The sequence below is a fragment of the Enterobacter sp. BIDMC 27 genome (assembly GCF_000534415.1).
GTDB lineage: Bacteria > Pseudomonadota > Gammaproteobacteria > Enterobacterales > Enterobacteriaceae > Enterobacter > Enterobacter hormaechei_C.
Genome location: NZ_KI973178.1, coordinates 3,904,135 through 3,919,996 on the forward strand (window position 1 = coordinate 3,904,135; position 15,862 = coordinate 3,919,996).

At 58.8% G+C, this 15,862-nt stretch carries 14 protein-coding genes; 3 read left to right on the plus strand and 11 right to left on the minus strand.

Annotation, left to right across the window (positions count from 1 at the left end; translation table 11 throughout):
* The first annotated feature begins 244 nt into the window (after positions 1-244).
* Complete coding sequence (gene yegS, locus L463_RS04425) at positions 245-1,144, plus strand: lipid kinase YegS (RefSeq protein ID WP_032104608.1); 900 nt, start codon at positions 245-247, stop codon at positions 1,142-1,144.
* Positions 1,145-1,213: 69 nt separating this feature from the next.
* Here yegS and L463_RS04420 read toward each other — a convergent pair whose 3' ends face one another.
* The 10 genes from L463_RS04420 to dalD form a co-directional block, all read right to left on the minus strand.
* Entirely contained in the window at positions 1,214-1,987 is a 774-nt protein-coding gene (locus L463_RS04420) for an ABC transporter ATP-binding protein (protein WP_032104609.1), read from the minus strand.
* A gap of 9 nt (positions 1,988-1,996) precedes the next feature.
* Complete coding sequence (locus L463_RS04415) at positions 1,997-2,857, minus strand: ABC transporter ATP-binding protein (protein ID WP_032104614.1); 861 nt, start codon at positions 2,855-2,857, stop codon at positions 1,997-1,999.
* The gene (locus L463_RS04410; RefSeq protein WP_015572358.1) at positions 2,829-3,734 is read right to left on the minus strand and encodes an ABC transporter permease; all 906 of its coding nucleotides are present in this window, start codon (positions 3,732-3,734) and stop codon (positions 2,829-2,831) included. Before L463_RS04410 ends, L463_RS04415 begins: the two co-directional genes overlap by 29 nt.
* Entirely contained in the window at positions 3,731-4,768 is a 1,038-nt protein-coding gene (locus tag L463_RS04405) for an ABC transporter permease (protein WP_032104610.1), read from the minus strand. The genes L463_RS04410 and L463_RS04405 overlap by 4 nt, the downstream gene beginning before the upstream one ends.
* Positions 4,765-6,381 (minus strand): ABC transporter substrate-binding protein, encoded by a 1,617-nt coding sequence (locus L463_RS04400; RefSeq protein ID WP_032104611.1) that lies wholly within the window; start codon positions 6,379-6,381, stop codon positions 4,765-4,767. Before L463_RS04400 ends, L463_RS04405 begins: the two co-directional genes overlap by 4 nt.
* A gap of 33 nt (positions 6,382-6,414) precedes the next feature.
* Positions 6,415-7,569, minus strand: a complete 1,155-nt coding sequence (locus L463_RS04395) for a mandelate racemase family protein (RefSeq protein ID WP_017383258.1) — start codon at positions 7,567-7,569, stop codon at positions 6,415-6,417.
* A gap of 297 nt (positions 7,570-7,866) precedes the next feature.
* Entirely contained in the window at positions 7,867-8,532 is a 666-nt protein-coding gene (locus L463_RS04390) for an HAD family hydrolase (RefSeq protein ID WP_080024813.1), read from the minus strand.
* A 44-nt stretch (positions 8,533-8,576) separates the two neighbouring features.
* Entirely contained in the window at positions 8,577-9,854 is a 1,278-nt protein-coding gene (locus tag L463_RS04385) for an RbtT/DalT/CsbX family MFS transporter (RefSeq protein ID WP_017693074.1), read from the minus strand.
* A gap of 67 nt (positions 9,855-9,921) precedes the next feature.
* Complete coding sequence (xylB, locus tag L463_RS04380) at positions 9,922-11,385, minus strand: xylulokinase (protein ID WP_015572354.1); 1,464 nt, start codon at positions 11,383-11,385, stop codon at positions 9,922-9,924.
* 9 nt (positions 11,386-11,394) lie between these two features.
* Positions 11,395-12,762 carry a D-arabinitol 4-dehydrogenase gene (dalD, locus tag L463_RS04375; RefSeq protein WP_032104897.1) on the minus strand — a complete coding sequence of 456 codons (1,368 nt, stop codon included), beginning with the start codon at positions 12,760-12,762 and terminating at the stop codon, positions 11,395-11,397.
* A 211-nt stretch (positions 12,763-12,973) separates the two neighbouring features.
* On the opposite strand from dalD, the gene L463_RS04370 reads away from it, so the two are divergent.
* Complete coding sequence (locus tag L463_RS04370; protein ID WP_023295033.1) at positions 12,974-13,921, plus strand: sugar-binding transcriptional regulator; 948 nt, start codon at positions 12,974-12,976, stop codon at positions 13,919-13,921.
* On the opposite strand, the gene L463_RS04365 is transcribed toward L463_RS04370, so the two are convergent.
* The gene (locus L463_RS04365) at positions 13,918-14,949 is read right to left on the minus strand and encodes a LacI family DNA-binding transcriptional regulator (RefSeq protein WP_032104898.1); all 1,032 of its coding nucleotides are present in this window, start codon (positions 14,947-14,949) and stop codon (positions 13,918-13,920) included. The genes L463_RS04370 and L463_RS04365 overlap by 4 nt on opposite strands.
* A gap of 162 nt (positions 14,950-15,111) precedes the next feature.
* On the opposite strand from L463_RS04365, the gene L463_RS04360 reads away from it, so the two are divergent.
* Positions 15,112-15,861, plus strand: coding sequence for an SDR family oxidoreductase (locus L463_RS04360; RefSeq protein WP_161799062.1), 750 nt, complete (start codon positions 15,112-15,114; stop codon positions 15,859-15,861).
* Position 15,862: the final 1 nt, after the last annotated feature.

Genomic DNA, 15,862 nt, shown 5'->3' on the forward strand with positions numbered 1-15,862 from the left:
TCAACGGGATTTTTTCACGCTGGGATAATTCTTAGAATCGGATCACATACCGCTTCGTTCAATACGGGTATTATCCCCCCGCTGAAAAACATAACCCATAAATGCTAGCTGTACCAGGAACCACCTCCTTAGCCTGCGTAATCTCCCTTACGCGGGCTTATTTTTTGCCTTTCATCCTGTTCTTACCCGCTTTTTCCTTCTCTGGGATACACTCTTTCTATAGTTAAAAAAGGGAGCAACCCGGATGGCATCCTATCCAGACAGTTTATTAATTCTCAATGGCAAAAGTGCAGGCAACGATCTGTTGCGCCAGGCGATCACCGAATTGCGTGAAGATGGCGCGCGCATTCACGTGCGGGTGACCTTTGAAAAAGGCGATGCGGCACGCTATATCGACGAAGGCATCAGGTTAGGTGCTGAGACCATCATTTCAGGCGGCGGCGACGGAACAATCAACGAGATCGCTGGTGCGCTTATTGACCTCAACACAGCACATCGCCCGGTGATGGGCATTTTACCGCTCGGTACCGCCAATGATTTTGCCACCAGCGCCGGCATACCTGAGGATTTAGGCAAAGCACTGCAACTGGCTATCCTCGGGAAAGCGACCGCCGTCGACATCGCGCAGGTGAATGAAAGAACCTGTTTTATCAACATGGCAACGGGCGGTTTCGGCACGCGGATCACCAGCGAAACGCCGGAGAAGCTGAAAGCCGCGCTGGGCGGCGTCTCGTACCTCATTCACGGCCTGATGCGCATGGACACCCTCAAGCCCGACAGCTGTGAAATCCACGGTGAGAACTTCCACTGGCAGGGCGACGCGCTGGTGATTGGTATCGGCAACGGACGTCAGGCAGGCGGCGGACAGCTGCTTTGCCCGGAAGCCCTGATTAATGATGGTCAGCTACAGCTGCGCATTTTTACTGGCGACGGGCTGCTGCCCGCGCTGTTTACGACGCTGACGCAGCCAGAGGAGAGCCCCAATATTATCGCCGGGAAATCCGCGTGGTTTGAAGTGATCGCCCCACACGGCATGACCTTTAACCTTGATGGCGAACCGCTGAGCGGAGAGAAATTCCGCATCGAAGTTGTTCCGGGCGCATTGCAGTGCCGATTACCGCCGGATTGTCAGCTCTTGCGCTGATGGTTTGCCGGGTGGCGGCTACGCCTTACCCGGCCTACAGGACCGATCGCGTAGTCGCCACCCGGCTACCTAATACACCGCCACCTCCCGCGCCATCTCGCGGGAATACTGCTGTGAGGCATTGACCAGCATCCGCGTATAGTCGGTTTTGGCCTGCCCGGCGACCAGTTCGTCCACCGTCAGGCTTTCAAGGATTTTGCCATACTGCATTACCGCCACCTTCTGACACAGATGGGCAATCACGCCCAGATCGTGGGTCACCATCAGGTAGGTCAGGTTCGACTCACGCTGAAGTTCCGCCAGCAGGTTGAGGATTTCCGCCTGCACCGAGACGTCCAGCGCCGAGGTAGGTTCATCCAGCAGCAGCACCTGCGGCTCCAGAATCAGCGCCCTGGCAATCGCCACGCGCTGGCGCTGCCCGCCGGAAAGCTGGTGCGGATAGCGATCGCGAAACGCCCGGCTAAGCCCAACTTTATCCAGCAGGGCGTGAACGCGCCGCTCCCGATCTTTTATGCGGTGAATGTGCAGCGGCTCTTCCAGAATATCGCCGATGGTGTGACGCGGATGCAAAGAGCCGTACGGATCCTGAAATACCATCTGCACCCGGCGGCAGCGTTCCTGGCTGATACGTTTTTCCAGCCGCTTGCCGTTAATCGCCAGCTCGCCCTCCCAGTGGGTAAACAGCCCGGCAAGGCATTTCAGCACCGTGGTTTTGCCCGAACCGGACTCCCCCACCAGGCCGTAAATCTCGCCGTCCCTCACGCTGATATTCACATCGTCCAGCACCTGATTACGCTTCTCGCCCTCGCCAAACGTCAGGTTAAGGTGTTGTATCTCGATCATCTCTGCTCCTTACTCGGTGAGCCAGCTGGCCTGACGCTGTAATACCGGCAGCGTCGGTCGGCGATGGTTGATTTCCGGTAGCGCGCTGATGAGCCCCTGGGTGTAGGGATGCCTGGCGTTGTGCAGATCCTTCGCGGCAATCGACTCCACCACCCGTCCGGCGTACATCACCAGCACCCGGTCGCAGAAGCTGCGCACCAGGTTGATGTCGTGGCTGATAAAGATCAGCCCCAGACCGCGGGACTGCACCAGGTCATCCAGTAACCCCAGCACCTGCAAGCGCACCGACACGTCCAGCGCCGAAGTCGGCTCGTCGGCAATGACCAGCTCCGGGTCGGCGATCAGCATCATGGCGATCATGATGCGTTGCCCCTGCCCGCCGGAAATCTCGTGCGGACAGAGGTGATACACCCGCTCCGGCTGGCGAATGCGCACCACGTCGAGCATCTCCAGCACTCTGGCTTTGGCTTCCGCCTTGCGCCCCGGATGATGGGTCAGCCAGGCTTCGGCAATTTGGTCGCCCACGCACACCACCGGGTTAAGGGAGTATTTCGGGTCCTGCATGATCATCGAGATGCGCTTGCCGCGAATGCCGCGCATCTGCGCCTCGCTGACGGCCTGTAAATCGACATCGCCAAACTGCATCCGCGCGGCGCGGATCTGCGCTTTGGCCGGATGCAGGCGTAGCAGCGCCCGCCCGACGGTGGATTTACCGGAACCGGATTCACCGACAATCGCCAGCTTTTCGCGTCCGAGCTGGAAAGAGACGCCGCGCACCGCGTGGGTGACCGCGTCGCCGTTGATAAAATCGACGTGGAGATCGCGCACGTCGAGCATCGGGTTATTCGCTACGAGGATCGAGGATGTCACGCAGGCCATCTCCTAAGAAGTTGAACGCCAGACTGTTGATCAGGATCGCCAGCCCCGGAATAGTCACCACCCACCAGCACTCCATCATGTAGGTACGACCGCTGGAGATCATCGCTCCCCACTCCGGCTCCGGCGGCTGTGCGCCAAGGCCAAGAAAGCCCAGCCCGGCGGCGGTGAGAATGATCCCCGCCATGTTCATGGTGATGCGGATAATCACTGACGGCAGGCACAGCGGGACGATGTGACGCCACAGTACGCGCACCGGGGAAGCACCCTGAAGCCGCACGGCGGAGATAAAATCGGCCTGGCGCAGAGAGAGAGTTTCGGCGCGCGCCAGACGGGCAATCGGCGGCCAGGCGGTGAGCGTAATCGCAATCACCACGTGCTCCAGCCCCGGCCCGAGCGCCGCGACAAACGCCAGCGCCAGCACCAGGCTCGGGAAGGAGATAAAGATATCGGTGACGCGCATCAGCACCGCGTCCACCCTGCCGCCGAAGTAGCCTGCGGTCACGCCCAGCAGCAGCCCCAGCGGGCCAACGGTCACGGAGACCAGCAGCACGATGTAGAGCGTGATGCGCGCGCCGTACACCAGCCGGCTGAAGATGTCCCGGCCAAACTCGTCGGTGCCGAACCAGTGCAGTGCGTTCGGGGCGACCAGCGCGTTATTGAGGTCCTGCACCAGCGGGTTGTACGGCGCGATCAGCGGGGCAAACGCCGCCACAATCAGCAGCAGCAGGATAATCCCGCCGCCGATGGCGGTGAGCGGATTGCGCGCCATCTTGCCGACGAAGCCCGCGGCGCGGCCCAGCGTGCGTCTGATACGCTGGCGGCGTTCGGATGGCCCGGTCCCCAGCGGCGAATCCAGAGAAACGGTCATGATTTCGTCCTCGGGTCAAAGAGTTGATACAGCATGTCGGAGAGCAGGTTCAGCATCACGAAGATGACCCCCACCAGCAGCACGCAGCCCATGACCGCGTTCATATCCCCGAGCAGCAGGCTGCCGGTGAGATACGAACCGAAGCCCGGCCAGGAGAAGACGGTTTCAATCAGCACCGCCCCCTCCAGCAGCGAGCCGTAGGCCAGCGCCACTACCGTCAGGAGCTGCACGAGAATGTTGCGAAACGCGTGATTCCAGATCACCTGACGTTCAGTTAAGCCCTTCACCCGGGCAGTGATAATGAACTCCTGCGACAGCTGCGCCAGCATGAAGCTGCGGGTCATGCGGCTGATATAGGCCAGCGAGTGGAAGCCAAGCAGCGACGCGGGCAAAACCAGATGGTTAATGGCGTTCCAGAACACCGCGCCGTTCCCGGCCAGCAGCGCATCCACCGTCATCAGTCCGGTGCGGCGTGGGACTACCCCCTCCAGTCCGAGATCCACACGCCCCGCGCCCCCCACCCAGCCAAGCCAGGCGTAGAACAGCAGCAGCCCCATCATCCCGACCCAGAAAATCGGCGTGGAATAACCCGCCAGACTGATGATGCGCACCACGTAGTCGGAAACGCTGTTGCGCCGCGCCGCCGCCAGTACGCCCAGCGGAATGCCCAGACCCGCACCGACGATAATCGCCATCGTCGCCAGCTCGAGCGTCGCCGGGAAGACGCGCAGAATATCGGCAGTCACCGGTTTACCCGTCAGCAGGGCATTGCCCAGATCGCCGTGCAGCAGGTTATTGAGGTAAATACCGAACTGAGCCAGCAGCGACCGGTCGAATCCCAGCTGGTGATAGACCTGCTGATAGGTGCTGTGGTCGGCATCCGGTCCGACAATCGCCAGCACCGGATCAACGGGCATTACGCGGCCGATGAAAAAGGTCAGCAGCAGAAGGCCGAACAGCGTCACCACCACCTGCGTTAACCGCTTTGAGAAGCGCCGGGTCCGTGAGCCGGGCGCGAGAATTGCCACACTCATTTGTCACCTCCGGTTTTGTAGACCTCACGCAGGAAGGTGGTGGCCGACGGGTGCGACTGGAAGTTCTTCACCTCGTTACGCACCACCACCGAATCGACCATCTGTGACAGGGGGATCATCGCCGGGATCAGCGCGTCGTAGCGGACCTGGATCTGCTGGTAGTCGGCGAACTGTTTTTCCGGATCGCGCTCCAGCAGGGCCTTGTCGATCATTTCGTTGAGCGGCTTGTCGTAGAAGCTGGTACGCCAGCCCTGGAAGTTGGTCAGACGGGCTTCATCGCTGTTGTCCGGGTTATAGACCAACGCCCGCAGGCTGGAGTGCGGATGGGGTTCGACGCCGCTACCGCCGCGCCCCACCAGCATGTCGAACTTGCGCTCGCGCATTGCGCCGTAAATCTGGTTCCCGGTGCCGGTGATGATTTTGGCGTTGATGCCCGCCTGCATCAGCGTCGACTGCACGGCGATGGCGATATTGAGGAACGGCTGATCCGCCAGCACCCGCAGGGTGGTGTCAAACCCGTCCGGGTAGCCCGCCTCCGCCAGCAGCTTTCTGGCGCGCGGGATATCGAGCCTATAGCCCGGGTCCGGCAGCGTGGACGGCATACCCGCCTTGATCGGGCGCTGGTGCAGCACGCCGTAGCCCGGCATCAGCGCGCTGTTGATGCCCTGATAGTCAATCAGATAGCGCACCGCTTCGCGCACCTTCGGGTTAGCGAAATGGGCCTCTTTCATGCTCATCGCCACGTAGTAGACCGTGCCTTTCTGCACGGCTTCGACGGTGAGCTGCGGGTCTTTGCGCAGGGCGTTAATGTCCGCCACCGCCATGTTGTTGGCAACGTCGAGGTCGCCTTTCTCAATCATCAGGCGCAGGGTTTGTGACTCCTGGAAATGACGCAGCACCACCCGGCTCATTTTGGGTTCTTCCCGCCAGTATTGCGGGTTGCGCTGCATGCGCAGCACATCCTTCGCCTGCCAGGTTTCCAGCATAAACGGGCCGGAACCCGCTTCGTTGGTGGTAAGCCAGCGGTTGCCCCAGTCGTTATTCACCGCGTGCTGCTGCACCGTTTTGCTGTCGAGCACGCCGAGGTTGCCGAGCGCGCCGAGGGAGTAGATCACCAGCTGCGGATCGTTAGGCTTAGGCAGAACAATTTGCACCGTGTAGGCATCGGGGGCGCTGATTTGGCTGTCGATGTTTTGCTTAGAAAATCCATACGACTTCCACACCGAGGCCTGGGCAAGGTTGAGGTGCAGCAGACGGCGCATCGACCAGACCACATCCTCCGCCGTGAGCGGGTTGCCAGAGTGGAATTTAACGTCGTCACGCAGGTGAAAGGTCAGGGTTTTACGGTCCGGCGAAATATCCCAGGACGTCGCCAGCGCGGGCCTGACGTTGGTGAGCGCGTTCGGGTCCAGCTCCACCAGCGAGTCGTAGAGATTGACCACAATGCCGACCACTTCGTTACCGGTCATTGCCGCCGGATCGAGGGTCAGCAGGTTATTCATGTTCATGCCGATGATGAGCTGGTCGGGCGGCGTTTTCGCGTACGCCGCACCGCTCCCCATCATCAGCGAGAGCGCGAGCAAGCACGCCCCGGCTAAGGGAGATCGTTTCATGTATATATCGCCTGTAGGGTACGTTTTTATCTGTCAGTCGTGGCTGACGGTATTGGCTTCGATATATGCAAAATTAATGTCTTCGCCCAGTCCCGGGCGGGTCGGCAGACTGACCATGCCGTGTTCGTCCATCGGGTCCACCAGGCTGTTGAGGTACGCCGCCGGTTGGTCGTAGTCGAGGAACGGGTGCAGCAGGCCGCGCTCGTACCAGCGGCAGTTTTTGATGGCGCCAATCACCGCCAGGCTGGCCGCGCCGTTGCCGTGTATTTCGCAGTCCATGCCAAAAGATTCCGCCAGGTTCGCCACCTTCAGCGTTGGGGAAATGCCGCCCACGCCGTTCGACCCTGCGCGCAGGATGTCGCAGGCCCCGGCTTTGATCCAGTCAGCACGGCTGTGGTGCTTTCCGCCCAGGCTTTCCGGCCCGATAACCGGAATCGAGAGGTTCTCCGCCAGCCACGCGTAGGAGGCCATGCTCTCCTCCTCCATCGGCTCTTCAAACCAGGCGAAGTCAAGCTTTTCCAGCGCTTTGCCGATGTACAGCGCCTCGGTACGGCTGTACCAGTGGTAGCCGTCAATCATCAGGTCAATGTCCGGGCCAACCGCTTCACGCACGGCGGCACAGGCTTTGACGTCCATCTTTGGATTGGGGGCGAAAGAGACCGGCGGCATCCAGGTGTGCAGCTTGATGGCCTTGTAACCGCGCGCCACCAGCTTTTCGGCAAAGCTGGCGTACTCCTCCGGCGTGGATAATCCGCCCGGCAGATCGTCGCCGCACATGGTGCTGCCATAGGCCGGCACCTTATCGCGATAGCCTCCAAGCAGTTTCCAGACCGGCAGGTTGAGCTTACGGCCAATCAGATCCCACAGCGCCTGTTCAACGAAGCCCAGCGCACGCTCGGTCAGCTGATGCGCGCTTCCCCGCTGCCAGTGCGCCAGATCCTGCCAGATGCGTTCCCGGTTGAATGCGTCCTGCCCCACCAGCACTTTGCGAAAGAAGGTATTGACCACAAAGGGGCGCACCACTTCCGGCGGCGCGAACGAATATCCGCGGGTGCCCTCTTCTGCCGTGATGGTCAGCATTGCCATTTTGGCCATGCTCTCCGGCCCAGGATGCGAATGCCCCGCGGCGTCAGAGACCCGACGCGTCGGGTACTGAAAAACGGTGACGTCTACAGATTCAATTTTCATTATCGGTCCTTAAGTCCGGCGATAAGCCCAGAAGCAGAAAATGACAAAGGGGTTTTATGATTTTAAAAATGCGTTTCAGTATGTAATTTAAGCATAAAAAATCAGCACGTCCTCGGACAAAACGCGTTAAGGAGAGGCTATTTTTTGGGCATATGCACGGTCGGACGTGACAATTTTCACAAAAGCGCGGGGAAATGTGAGGTTGATCGGGAGACGTTATTTGAAGGTAAGCGCAGAAGCAGGAATATGCTGACCGGCAACAACCCGCGGAAACTTCTGCGCTTACAAATCAGTCAACTAACCCGCTTCCGGGGCTGGAACGGCAAGCGTTTCCAGCAGCGCATGCATAGACGCATACCGGCCACTGGCATTGTTAAAGCTGGCATGATGGCACGCTGGCGAGACGATGAGGGTTTTGAGCCCCGCACTAAGGGCGGCACGGTAGCCGCTCTGGCTGTCCTCAATCACTATGCACTGCGAGGCCGTCAGGCCTAATTTTCGCAGCGCCGAGAGATAGACGGCAGGGTGCGGTTTTCCGTAGCGTTCATCGTCGGCGCTGCAAATGACCTCAAAATAGTGACCCATCCTGAGTTTCTTAAGCACCGCATGCACGATTTCATGCGACGAAGAGGTGGCAAGTGCAATCCGGTAACCTGCCTCACGAAAATACGACATCACGTCGTAGATGCCTTCTATCGCTTTGCCTTCCCGGCCAATCAGTTCGATGATGCGCAGACGAATGGCCGCTTCAATCATTACAGGATCGGCCTCAAGTTTACAGTATTCACACCAGGTCCGGGCAATCTCATCCAGCCGCTTGCCTTTCGTCAGTGACTCACACTCTTCGTCGCTGACCTCAGCACGCCAGCCTGCCAGAGCTGCTTTCTGCGCCTGACGCCACAGGCCTTCGGAGTCAATGATGACGCCATCCATGTCAAAAATTACCGCCTTAACATCCATCATACGTCTCCGTGAATGGCCCGACGCTGCCGTCAGGCCTGAATAAATTACGAAATTCCGACCGTTTCACCCTTACAGGTTTCCTGACGAACAAACCCAGGCTGTTCAACCCGAATAAACGGACACAGGATGAAGGCCACGACATACAGCGCCGTGTAGGCAATGACCACGCCGAGCGTGCTGAACCAGGGCAGCAGCACCACGGCAATCGCCGGCGCAAGGAAGTTTGACAGACCGGCTGACAGGTTATACACCGAAATCGCCGCCCCCTTGTGCCGCGGCTCCAGCGCCGGGAACACCGCCGCCATCGGTACGAAGGCCGCCACAAAAATCCCCAGCGCGATGGCCGGGACCAGCGCCATGGCAAAGTTATGCCCGAAGTGCTGCGGAATGTAGTAAAACGCCAGGCTCGAGAGCGCCATCCCGATACAGCCAAACCAGCGCACCACCCGCATCCAGCCCATTTTTTCCGCCACCACGCCCCAGAAGACGTTCGAGAAGATGGTGGTGAAGAAGAATACCGCCCAGACCTGAAGCCACTCGGAGGTGGTGAAGCCCAGCTCGTCAACAAACATCATCGGCATGATGACGGCAAACCCGAACAGGGAGAGGGTGTTGATGATACGCACCATGCTGGAGAGCAGAATACTGCGGTTGGTGTAGAGCAGCGTCGCCGCACGGCCCAGCTCGGCGAATTTTTCCCGGGTGGAGAGAGTCTGCATATGCCGTGGCGTTTCCACCTTACGCATAGAGACCAGCGCAATGATCCCGCCGGTTACGCAGAATGCCAGCGCCAGCCACAGGGTGCCCATCTCCCCGATGTGCGGAATGGTAAAGCTAGGAATGTAGCTGCCGAACACGCCGATGCCGATAGAGTAAACCGCCCAGAACCAGCCCAGCGCCGCGCTGGTACTGTCGCTGCGAACGTTATGCACAATGGCGACGATAAAGGCATAGAGGAACAGCGGATAGGCCAGGCCGCGGATCCCGTAGAACAGCAGAATTAATGCGTAATTTGCCTGACCCAGACCAAAAACGAGAAACAGGACGTGGAAAACGCACCACAGGACGAAGCCAATCAGCATGGTTTTTTGCGGGGTGATGATTTCAGCCACCACGCCGGAAATCCATGCGGAGAGCGCCGCCGCGAGACCGTAGAGCGTGAAGGCGAAAGAGGCTTCAGCAGGCGTGAAGCCCAGCGCCTTAATATAGTGCGACAGGAATGCCAGCTCGAAACCATCGCCCGTCATAAAGACCGCGATAGCGATATACCCCCAGACCAGACTCAGGGGTAATCCCAGCCATTGTTTGTTATTTAACGACATATTGACCTCGTTTTTAGGGTACAGGGAACCGCTCCGGCAGCATCACCGGAGGGTCTTTGCCACAGAATTATGGGTTTCGGTAGTTCAGGTCGTTTTGGTAAAGCGCGTTAAACTGCTGGTAACGCGTCATCAGCGCACGGTGGCGCGCCGGATCGCTGCGCCAGGTTTTATAGACTTCAGGTTTTTCGCACACGGAAGCCAGCGGCTTACCGGCTGCGAGACAGGCCAGCCGTGCAGCCCCCAGCGCACCGCCGGTTTCGCCGCCCTTATGCGTCACCACCGGCATCGCCAGAATATCGGCCAGCAGCTGGGCCCAGAAGGGGCTCCGCGCCCCGCCGCCGACGAGGGAGCACTGTTCAATCTGCGTGCCGCTCTCCTGCAACACGCGAAGGCCATCGGCAATACCGAAGCTGACGCCTTCCAGCACCGCATACCCCATCAGCGCACGCTGGCTGGAGTGCGTTAGCCCCCAGAACATGCCCCGAGCACAGGGATCGTTATGCGGCGTACGTTCCCCGGAAAGGTACGGCAGGAACATCGGCGCGCTCGCTTTCTCCGCATCGCTTAGCTGGGCGATCTCCTCAAGCAATGCCAGCTCCGTGACGCCCACCAGACGGCAAAACCACTGTAGACAACTGGCGGCGCTTAACATCACGCTCATCTGATGCCACAGGTTTGGCAGCACGTGACAGAACGCGTGCACGGCAGACTGGGGCGCCGGACGGTAGGCATCTGTGACCACAAACAGCACGCCGGAGGTGCCCAGCGAAATAAACGCATCGCCCGGCGAAACGGCCCCAACCCCTATCGCGCTGACGGCGTTATCTCCCCCGCCGCCGGCAACGATAACCGAGGGGTTCAGACCCCACCGCTGCGCTACCGCAGGTTCGAGTAGCGCCGAGACCTCACACCCTTCCACCAGCGCAGGCATGGCGGCACGCGACAGCCCACATTTTTCCAGCAGTGCATCCGACCAGTCTCGTTTTCCCACATCCAGCCACAGCGTCCCTGCCGAGTCCGACATATCAGAGATTTTTTTTCCGGTCATTTTGAAGCGCAGATAATCCTTCGGCAGCAGCACGGTGGCGAGACGGCTGAAGTTCTGCGGCTCATGACGGCGCACCCAGAGCAGCTTTGGTGCCGTAAACCCCGGCATTGCCAGGTTCCCCGCCACCTGGTGCAGCTCGGGCGCCATCTCTTCCAGCTCTGCGCACTCCTGCGCGCAGCGGGTGTCATTCCACAGGATGGCCGGACGCAGGGGTTCACCCGCGGCATCCAGCAGTACCGCACCGTGCATCTGTCCGGAAAGGCCAATGGCTTTTATCGCCTGCCAGTGGTGGCCGCACTTCTCCCGGAGGGTGGCAATCAGGTATTCGGTTGCCTCCCACCAGGCTTCCGGCGATTGTTCAGACCAGTGCGGCTTCGGACGCTGTATCGTCAGCGGCGCGCTATGGGTGGCGACAACGCCGTTGTTTTCGTCAATGACCAGCGCCTTTACTTCTGATGTGCCAAGATCGATGCCCAGATACATACCCACCTCTCACTTAATCAGCGCGTAGACGTCAGCGATTTTTTCACGCAGAAGCGCGGCAAAATCTTCCCGGCCGGTCAGATCGCCAAACAGGGCGGTATCGCTGGCATATCGGGCTATCGGATCGTCCGATTCGAACATCGCATGTACCGCAGAGGCGTTGAGGATACCGTCCTGGTATTCATATGGCAGCTTGCCGTGATGCCACTGCTCCATATAGACGTAGAACAGCGCAGGCAGCATAGCGGTAGCGTCAGGACGTACGCCGCGCTGGTAACATTCACGCAGCGTTGGGGCTATCATCGCCGGGATCTTCGAGAACCCGTCGGCCGCGACGCGCTGGTTGGTGTCCTGAATCCAGGGGTTGGTAAAACGCTTAAGCACCACGTCGCGGTAGGCTGGCAGATCGATGCCATTATCTCCCAGGCAGGGAATGACATCTTCCGTCACGTAGCGGTCGGCAATCTTGTAGATAAATTCTGTCAGCGTGCTTTCATGGATATACTGCTGCCCGACCAGAGTACCCGCCCAGGCGATACAGCTATGGGAGGCATTGAGGATGCGGATCTTCGCCTCTTCATAAGGGATGACGGATCCCACCAGCTCCACGCCCACCGTTTCCAGCGCGGGACGAACGTCGCGGAAATTGTCTTCAACCACCCACTGAATAAAGCGTTCCCCCATAACCGGGGCGTTATCGTCTATGCCCGTCCGGGCCTTAATGCGCGCCGGGAGATCGGCCGCCGGACGCGGTGTGATGCGATCCACCATGGTATTCGGACAGGTCGCATTAGCGCTCAGCCAGTCGATGACCCTCTGTTTGCCGCTGAGGGTTAAGAATTCAATCAACCCGTCGTGGAAGCGCTCGCCGTTATGCCGCACGTTGTCACAGTTAAGCAAGGTTACCGGACCCGCTCCGTTCGCCATACGCGCTTCGAGGATGCGGGCAATTGTCCCGTAGATGGTTTTACAGCCGCCCTTAATATCGCTCGCCAGATCGGCATTAGCCACATCCAGCCTGTGGCTGGTATCCAGATAGTAGCCCCCCTCCGTCACGGTAAACGCGATGACCCGAGTCTGCGGGTTCGCCCCTTCGGCAATCAGCGGCTGCAAATCCGCCTGCCACGGGATCAGCGTCTGAATCGAGGCGATCTCTTCATAGTCTCTCTCGCCTTCCGGGCTGACGGTCTCCAGTACATATCGCCCCTTCTGCGCGGCCAGCGCCTGCACCACATGTTCAGCATCGTTGCGTATGTTGCCCGCAGCGATGTGCCAGCGCGTATCGCCGCCGGCAATCAGGCGGTGCAGATACCACGCCTGATGCGCACGATGAAAAGACCCCAGCCCAATATGTAGCCATGTGTATTTCTCGGTCATTGTTCTGTTCTCCAGTGAGGTTATGGCTGAACTGTAGATGATCATTTGCTTAAAATAAGAGCTACAGATCACAAAAGAACAAATGACCATTTAAATAACAAATGACCAATAAAGAGCAAACCGCTTGCCTCAGCGCGGAGCACCCGCCAGAATGACAGACAATTGTTGTGGGTGTTGACCGCCCTCAACCCCATTCTTGAGGCAGGGAAACGTGAGCAAAGAAGATGACATCAGGCTCGATCAAAAAGTGCGGGCGGCATGGATGTATTACATCGCCGGGCTTAATCAAAGCGAAATTGCCAGCCAGCTCGGCACATCAAGACCGGTGGTGCAGCGGCTGATTGCCGCCGCGAAAGAGGAAGGCATTGTCTCGATTGGGCTTCATCACCCTGTCGCTAACTGCCTCGATTATGCGCAACTTCTCGCGGAAAAATATCACCTGACCCACTGCAACATTGTGCCCGTCTACCGCAATGAAAGCGCGCTGGATAGCGTGACGTTTGGCTGTTATCAGCTGATGGCCCGCTACCTGCAAGGTGATAAACCCACGGTTGTCGGAATTGGCTCCGGACTGACGCTAAAAAAAACCATCAAGCGTATCGATTTTGACAGCCACAACACCCGCTGTGTCGCCCTGATCAGCGCCATGAACGAGCACGGGCAATGTAACTATTACGATGATGTGCCGTTGCTGCTGGCGCGTAAAATTCAGGGAAAATATTACCAGTGGCCGGCGCCGCGCTATGCTCAGTCCAGCGAGGAGCATGAGATGTGGTGCTCAAACCGCCTGTTCCGTAACGTCTGCGCCGTGGCGGATGCGGCCGATGTGATTTTTGTCGGCATCGGGGCGCTGGGCAGGCAGAGCCCTATCTTCAAAGACGGGTTTATCGATGAGGCACAGCTGGAAGAGTTGACCCAGCGCGGTGGCGTTGGCGAAATACTCGGACGCTTTATCGATGCCGACGGCAACGTCATCGACAGCCAGATTAATCGCTTTATTACCAGCTACGATATTCGCCAGAGCCAGTGTCCACGTATTGCGGCCGCCTGCGGCGAGGATAAACGCCCGGCGATCCTTGCCGCCCTCAAAGGCGGCTGGGTAAACGGTCTGGTGACGGATGAACAGACCGCGCGCTGGCTGCTGACGCGTCAGGGCTAGCCCGTGACGCTCTGGCTGCCAATCAGTTCCGGTGGGATCTCAATACGCCTGACCGAGGTATCACCGGAATCGAGAATTTCAAATACCTTCTCCAGCATCGCCGGGACGTCCTGGCGCACCATGTCGATATCATGTCCCAGCAGAGAGACAAATGGGTCCCAGTCAAAACAACCCATCGGCGGCTGATTTTGGCCGGTCTGCCCGTATTGGGCCAGCCAACGTACCACCCCCTCCAGCGAAATGGTCGAATTGACAAACAGCCCCTTTAGCGCCGTCGATGGCGACGGGAAGGTGGCTCTGAGCTGCTCCTCCACGCGCGATGACGAGTATCCGGTGACCAGCAGCTGCTGTTCCGGAACGGTCAGCCCATGGGCCTGATGGGCATCAAGGAACCCGCGCAGGCGCTCTGCGGTGTTGTTATCACTCCGGCGTCCGCCCACGAAGGTCAGCGGAGTCAGCAAACCAAACCGTTTAAAGCTGCTGGCGAGGATCCGCTCTGTCAGCATCTTCGCGCCGCCGTAGTTATCCGAAATGATAGAGGGCGCCAGGGTACCCGGCAGATCAAGATTTAGTGTAGGTACGCCCGCCTGATGACAGAGTTCAGCAATTTTGTCCGGGTGTGTCGCCCCCGTGGCAATGACCCAGTCAACCTGCCAGGAGAGCATGGCACGGGCGGCATCCAGCTCGAGTTCCGGCTGTCGGCGTGTGCAGGTAATAATCGGCAACAGCCCTCTGGCACGCGCCATCTCTTCGAATTTTTCCGCTATAGAGCCGAAATAGCGGTTGTCATATTTCGGCACAATCATGCCGATAACGTTCGATTTCTTGCTGCGCAGCAGGCTTGCCTGACGGTTAACCGCGTAGCCCTGCTCTTGTGCAATGCGGGTTACCTTCTCTGCCAGGCTGGCGCTGATGCGGCGTTTCTTCCAGTTGCCATTCAAAATAGCACTCACCGCGCTGGCAGAAACGCCGGTGAGTTCCGCCAGATCGTAAATGGTCGTTTTCTTCGTTTTCTCAACGCGCGTCACAAAATCGCCTCTTCATTTTGAATGTCTCTTGCTGGAGAAATAAGCAAGTGCTAGATCTGCTTCATCGATTGAGCAGTTTGCTTCACGCGTCAGTCAGAACCCCCGTTCTTCACGCGAAAGCAGACACACCCTAAAAATCATCTCTGCATAAAGGATTATAAAATGAATCACTCTGTCCCCTCCATGAATAGTTCCCTTCAGGGCAAAGTCGCTGCTATCACTGGCGCCGCCTCAGGTATTGGCCTGGAGTGTGCAAAAACGCTGCTCGGCGCTGGCGCTAAGGTGGTGTTAATCGACCGTGAAGGCGAGAAGCTTCAGCGCATCGTCGCCGAGCTGGGCGAGAACGCGTTTGCCCTGCAAATCGATCTGTTCAAACCCGAGCAAGTCGACGCGATGCTGAGCGACATTGTCGGCCTCGCCGGCGGCCTGGATATTTTTCACGCCAATGCAGGCGCCTACATCGGCGGGCCGGTTGCTGAAGGCGACCCGGACGTCTGGGATCGCGTACTGAACCTGAATATCAACGCCGCCTTCCGCTGCGTTCGCGCCGTACTGCCGCATATGATTGCGCAGAAGTCAGGCGATATTATCTTCACCAGCTCCATTGCGGGCGTGGTGCCGGTTATCTGGGAGCCGATCTACACCGCGTCCAAATTTGCCGTTCAGGCGTTCGTGCATACCACCCGTCGTCAGGTCGCGGAACATGGCGTACGCGTCGGAGCCGTTCTGCCTGGGCCGGTAGTGACGGCTCTGCTCGACGACTGGCCGCAGGCCAAAATGGATGAAGCGCTGGCAAACGGCAGCCTGATGCAGCCGATTGAAGTCGCAGAATCGGTGTTATTCATGGTGACCCGTTCGAAGAACGTTACCGTCCGGGATCTGGTGATTCTGCCTAACAGCGTCGATCTTTAAG

Coding starts and splice junctions, on each gene's coding strand:
- yegS (WP_032104608.1), top strand. CDS start 245: ATGGCATCCTATCCAGACAGTTTATTAATTCTCAATGGCAAAAGTGCA.
- L463_RS04420 (WP_032104609.1), bottom strand. CDS start 1,987: ATGATCGAGATACAACACCTTAACCTGACGTTTGGCGAGGGCGAGAAG.
- L463_RS04410 (WP_015572358.1), bottom strand. CDS start 3,734: ATGACCGTTTCTCTGGATTCGCCGCTGGGGACCGGGCCATCCGAACGC.
- L463_RS04405 (WP_032104610.1), bottom strand. CDS start 4,768: ATGAGTGTGGCAATTCTCGCGCCCGGCTCACGGACCCGGCGCTTCTCA.
- L463_RS04400 (WP_032104611.1), bottom strand. CDS start 6,381: ATGAAACGATCTCCCTTAGCCGGGGCGTGCTTGCTCGCGCTCTCGCTG.
- L463_RS04395 (WP_017383258.1), bottom strand. CDS start 7,569: ATGAAAATTGAATCTGTAGACGTCACCGTTTTTCAGTACCCGACGCGT.
- L463_RS04390 (WP_080024813.1), bottom strand. CDS start 8,532: ATGATGGATGTTAAGGCGGTAATTTTTGACATGGATGGCGTCATCATT.
- L463_RS04385 (WP_017693074.1), bottom strand. CDS start 9,854: ATGTCGTTAAATAACAAACAATGGCTGGGATTACCCCTGAGTCTGGTC.
- xylB (WP_015572354.1), bottom strand. CDS start 11,385: ATGTATCTGGGCATCGATCTTGGCACATCAGAAGTAAAGGCGCTGGTC.
- dalD (WP_032104897.1), bottom strand. CDS start 12,762: ATGACCGAGAAATACACATGGCTACATATTGGGCTGGGGTCTTTTCAT.
- L463_RS04360 (WP_161799062.1), top strand. CDS start 15,112: ATGAATCACTCTGTCCCCTCCATGAATAGTTCCCTTCAGGGCAAAGTC.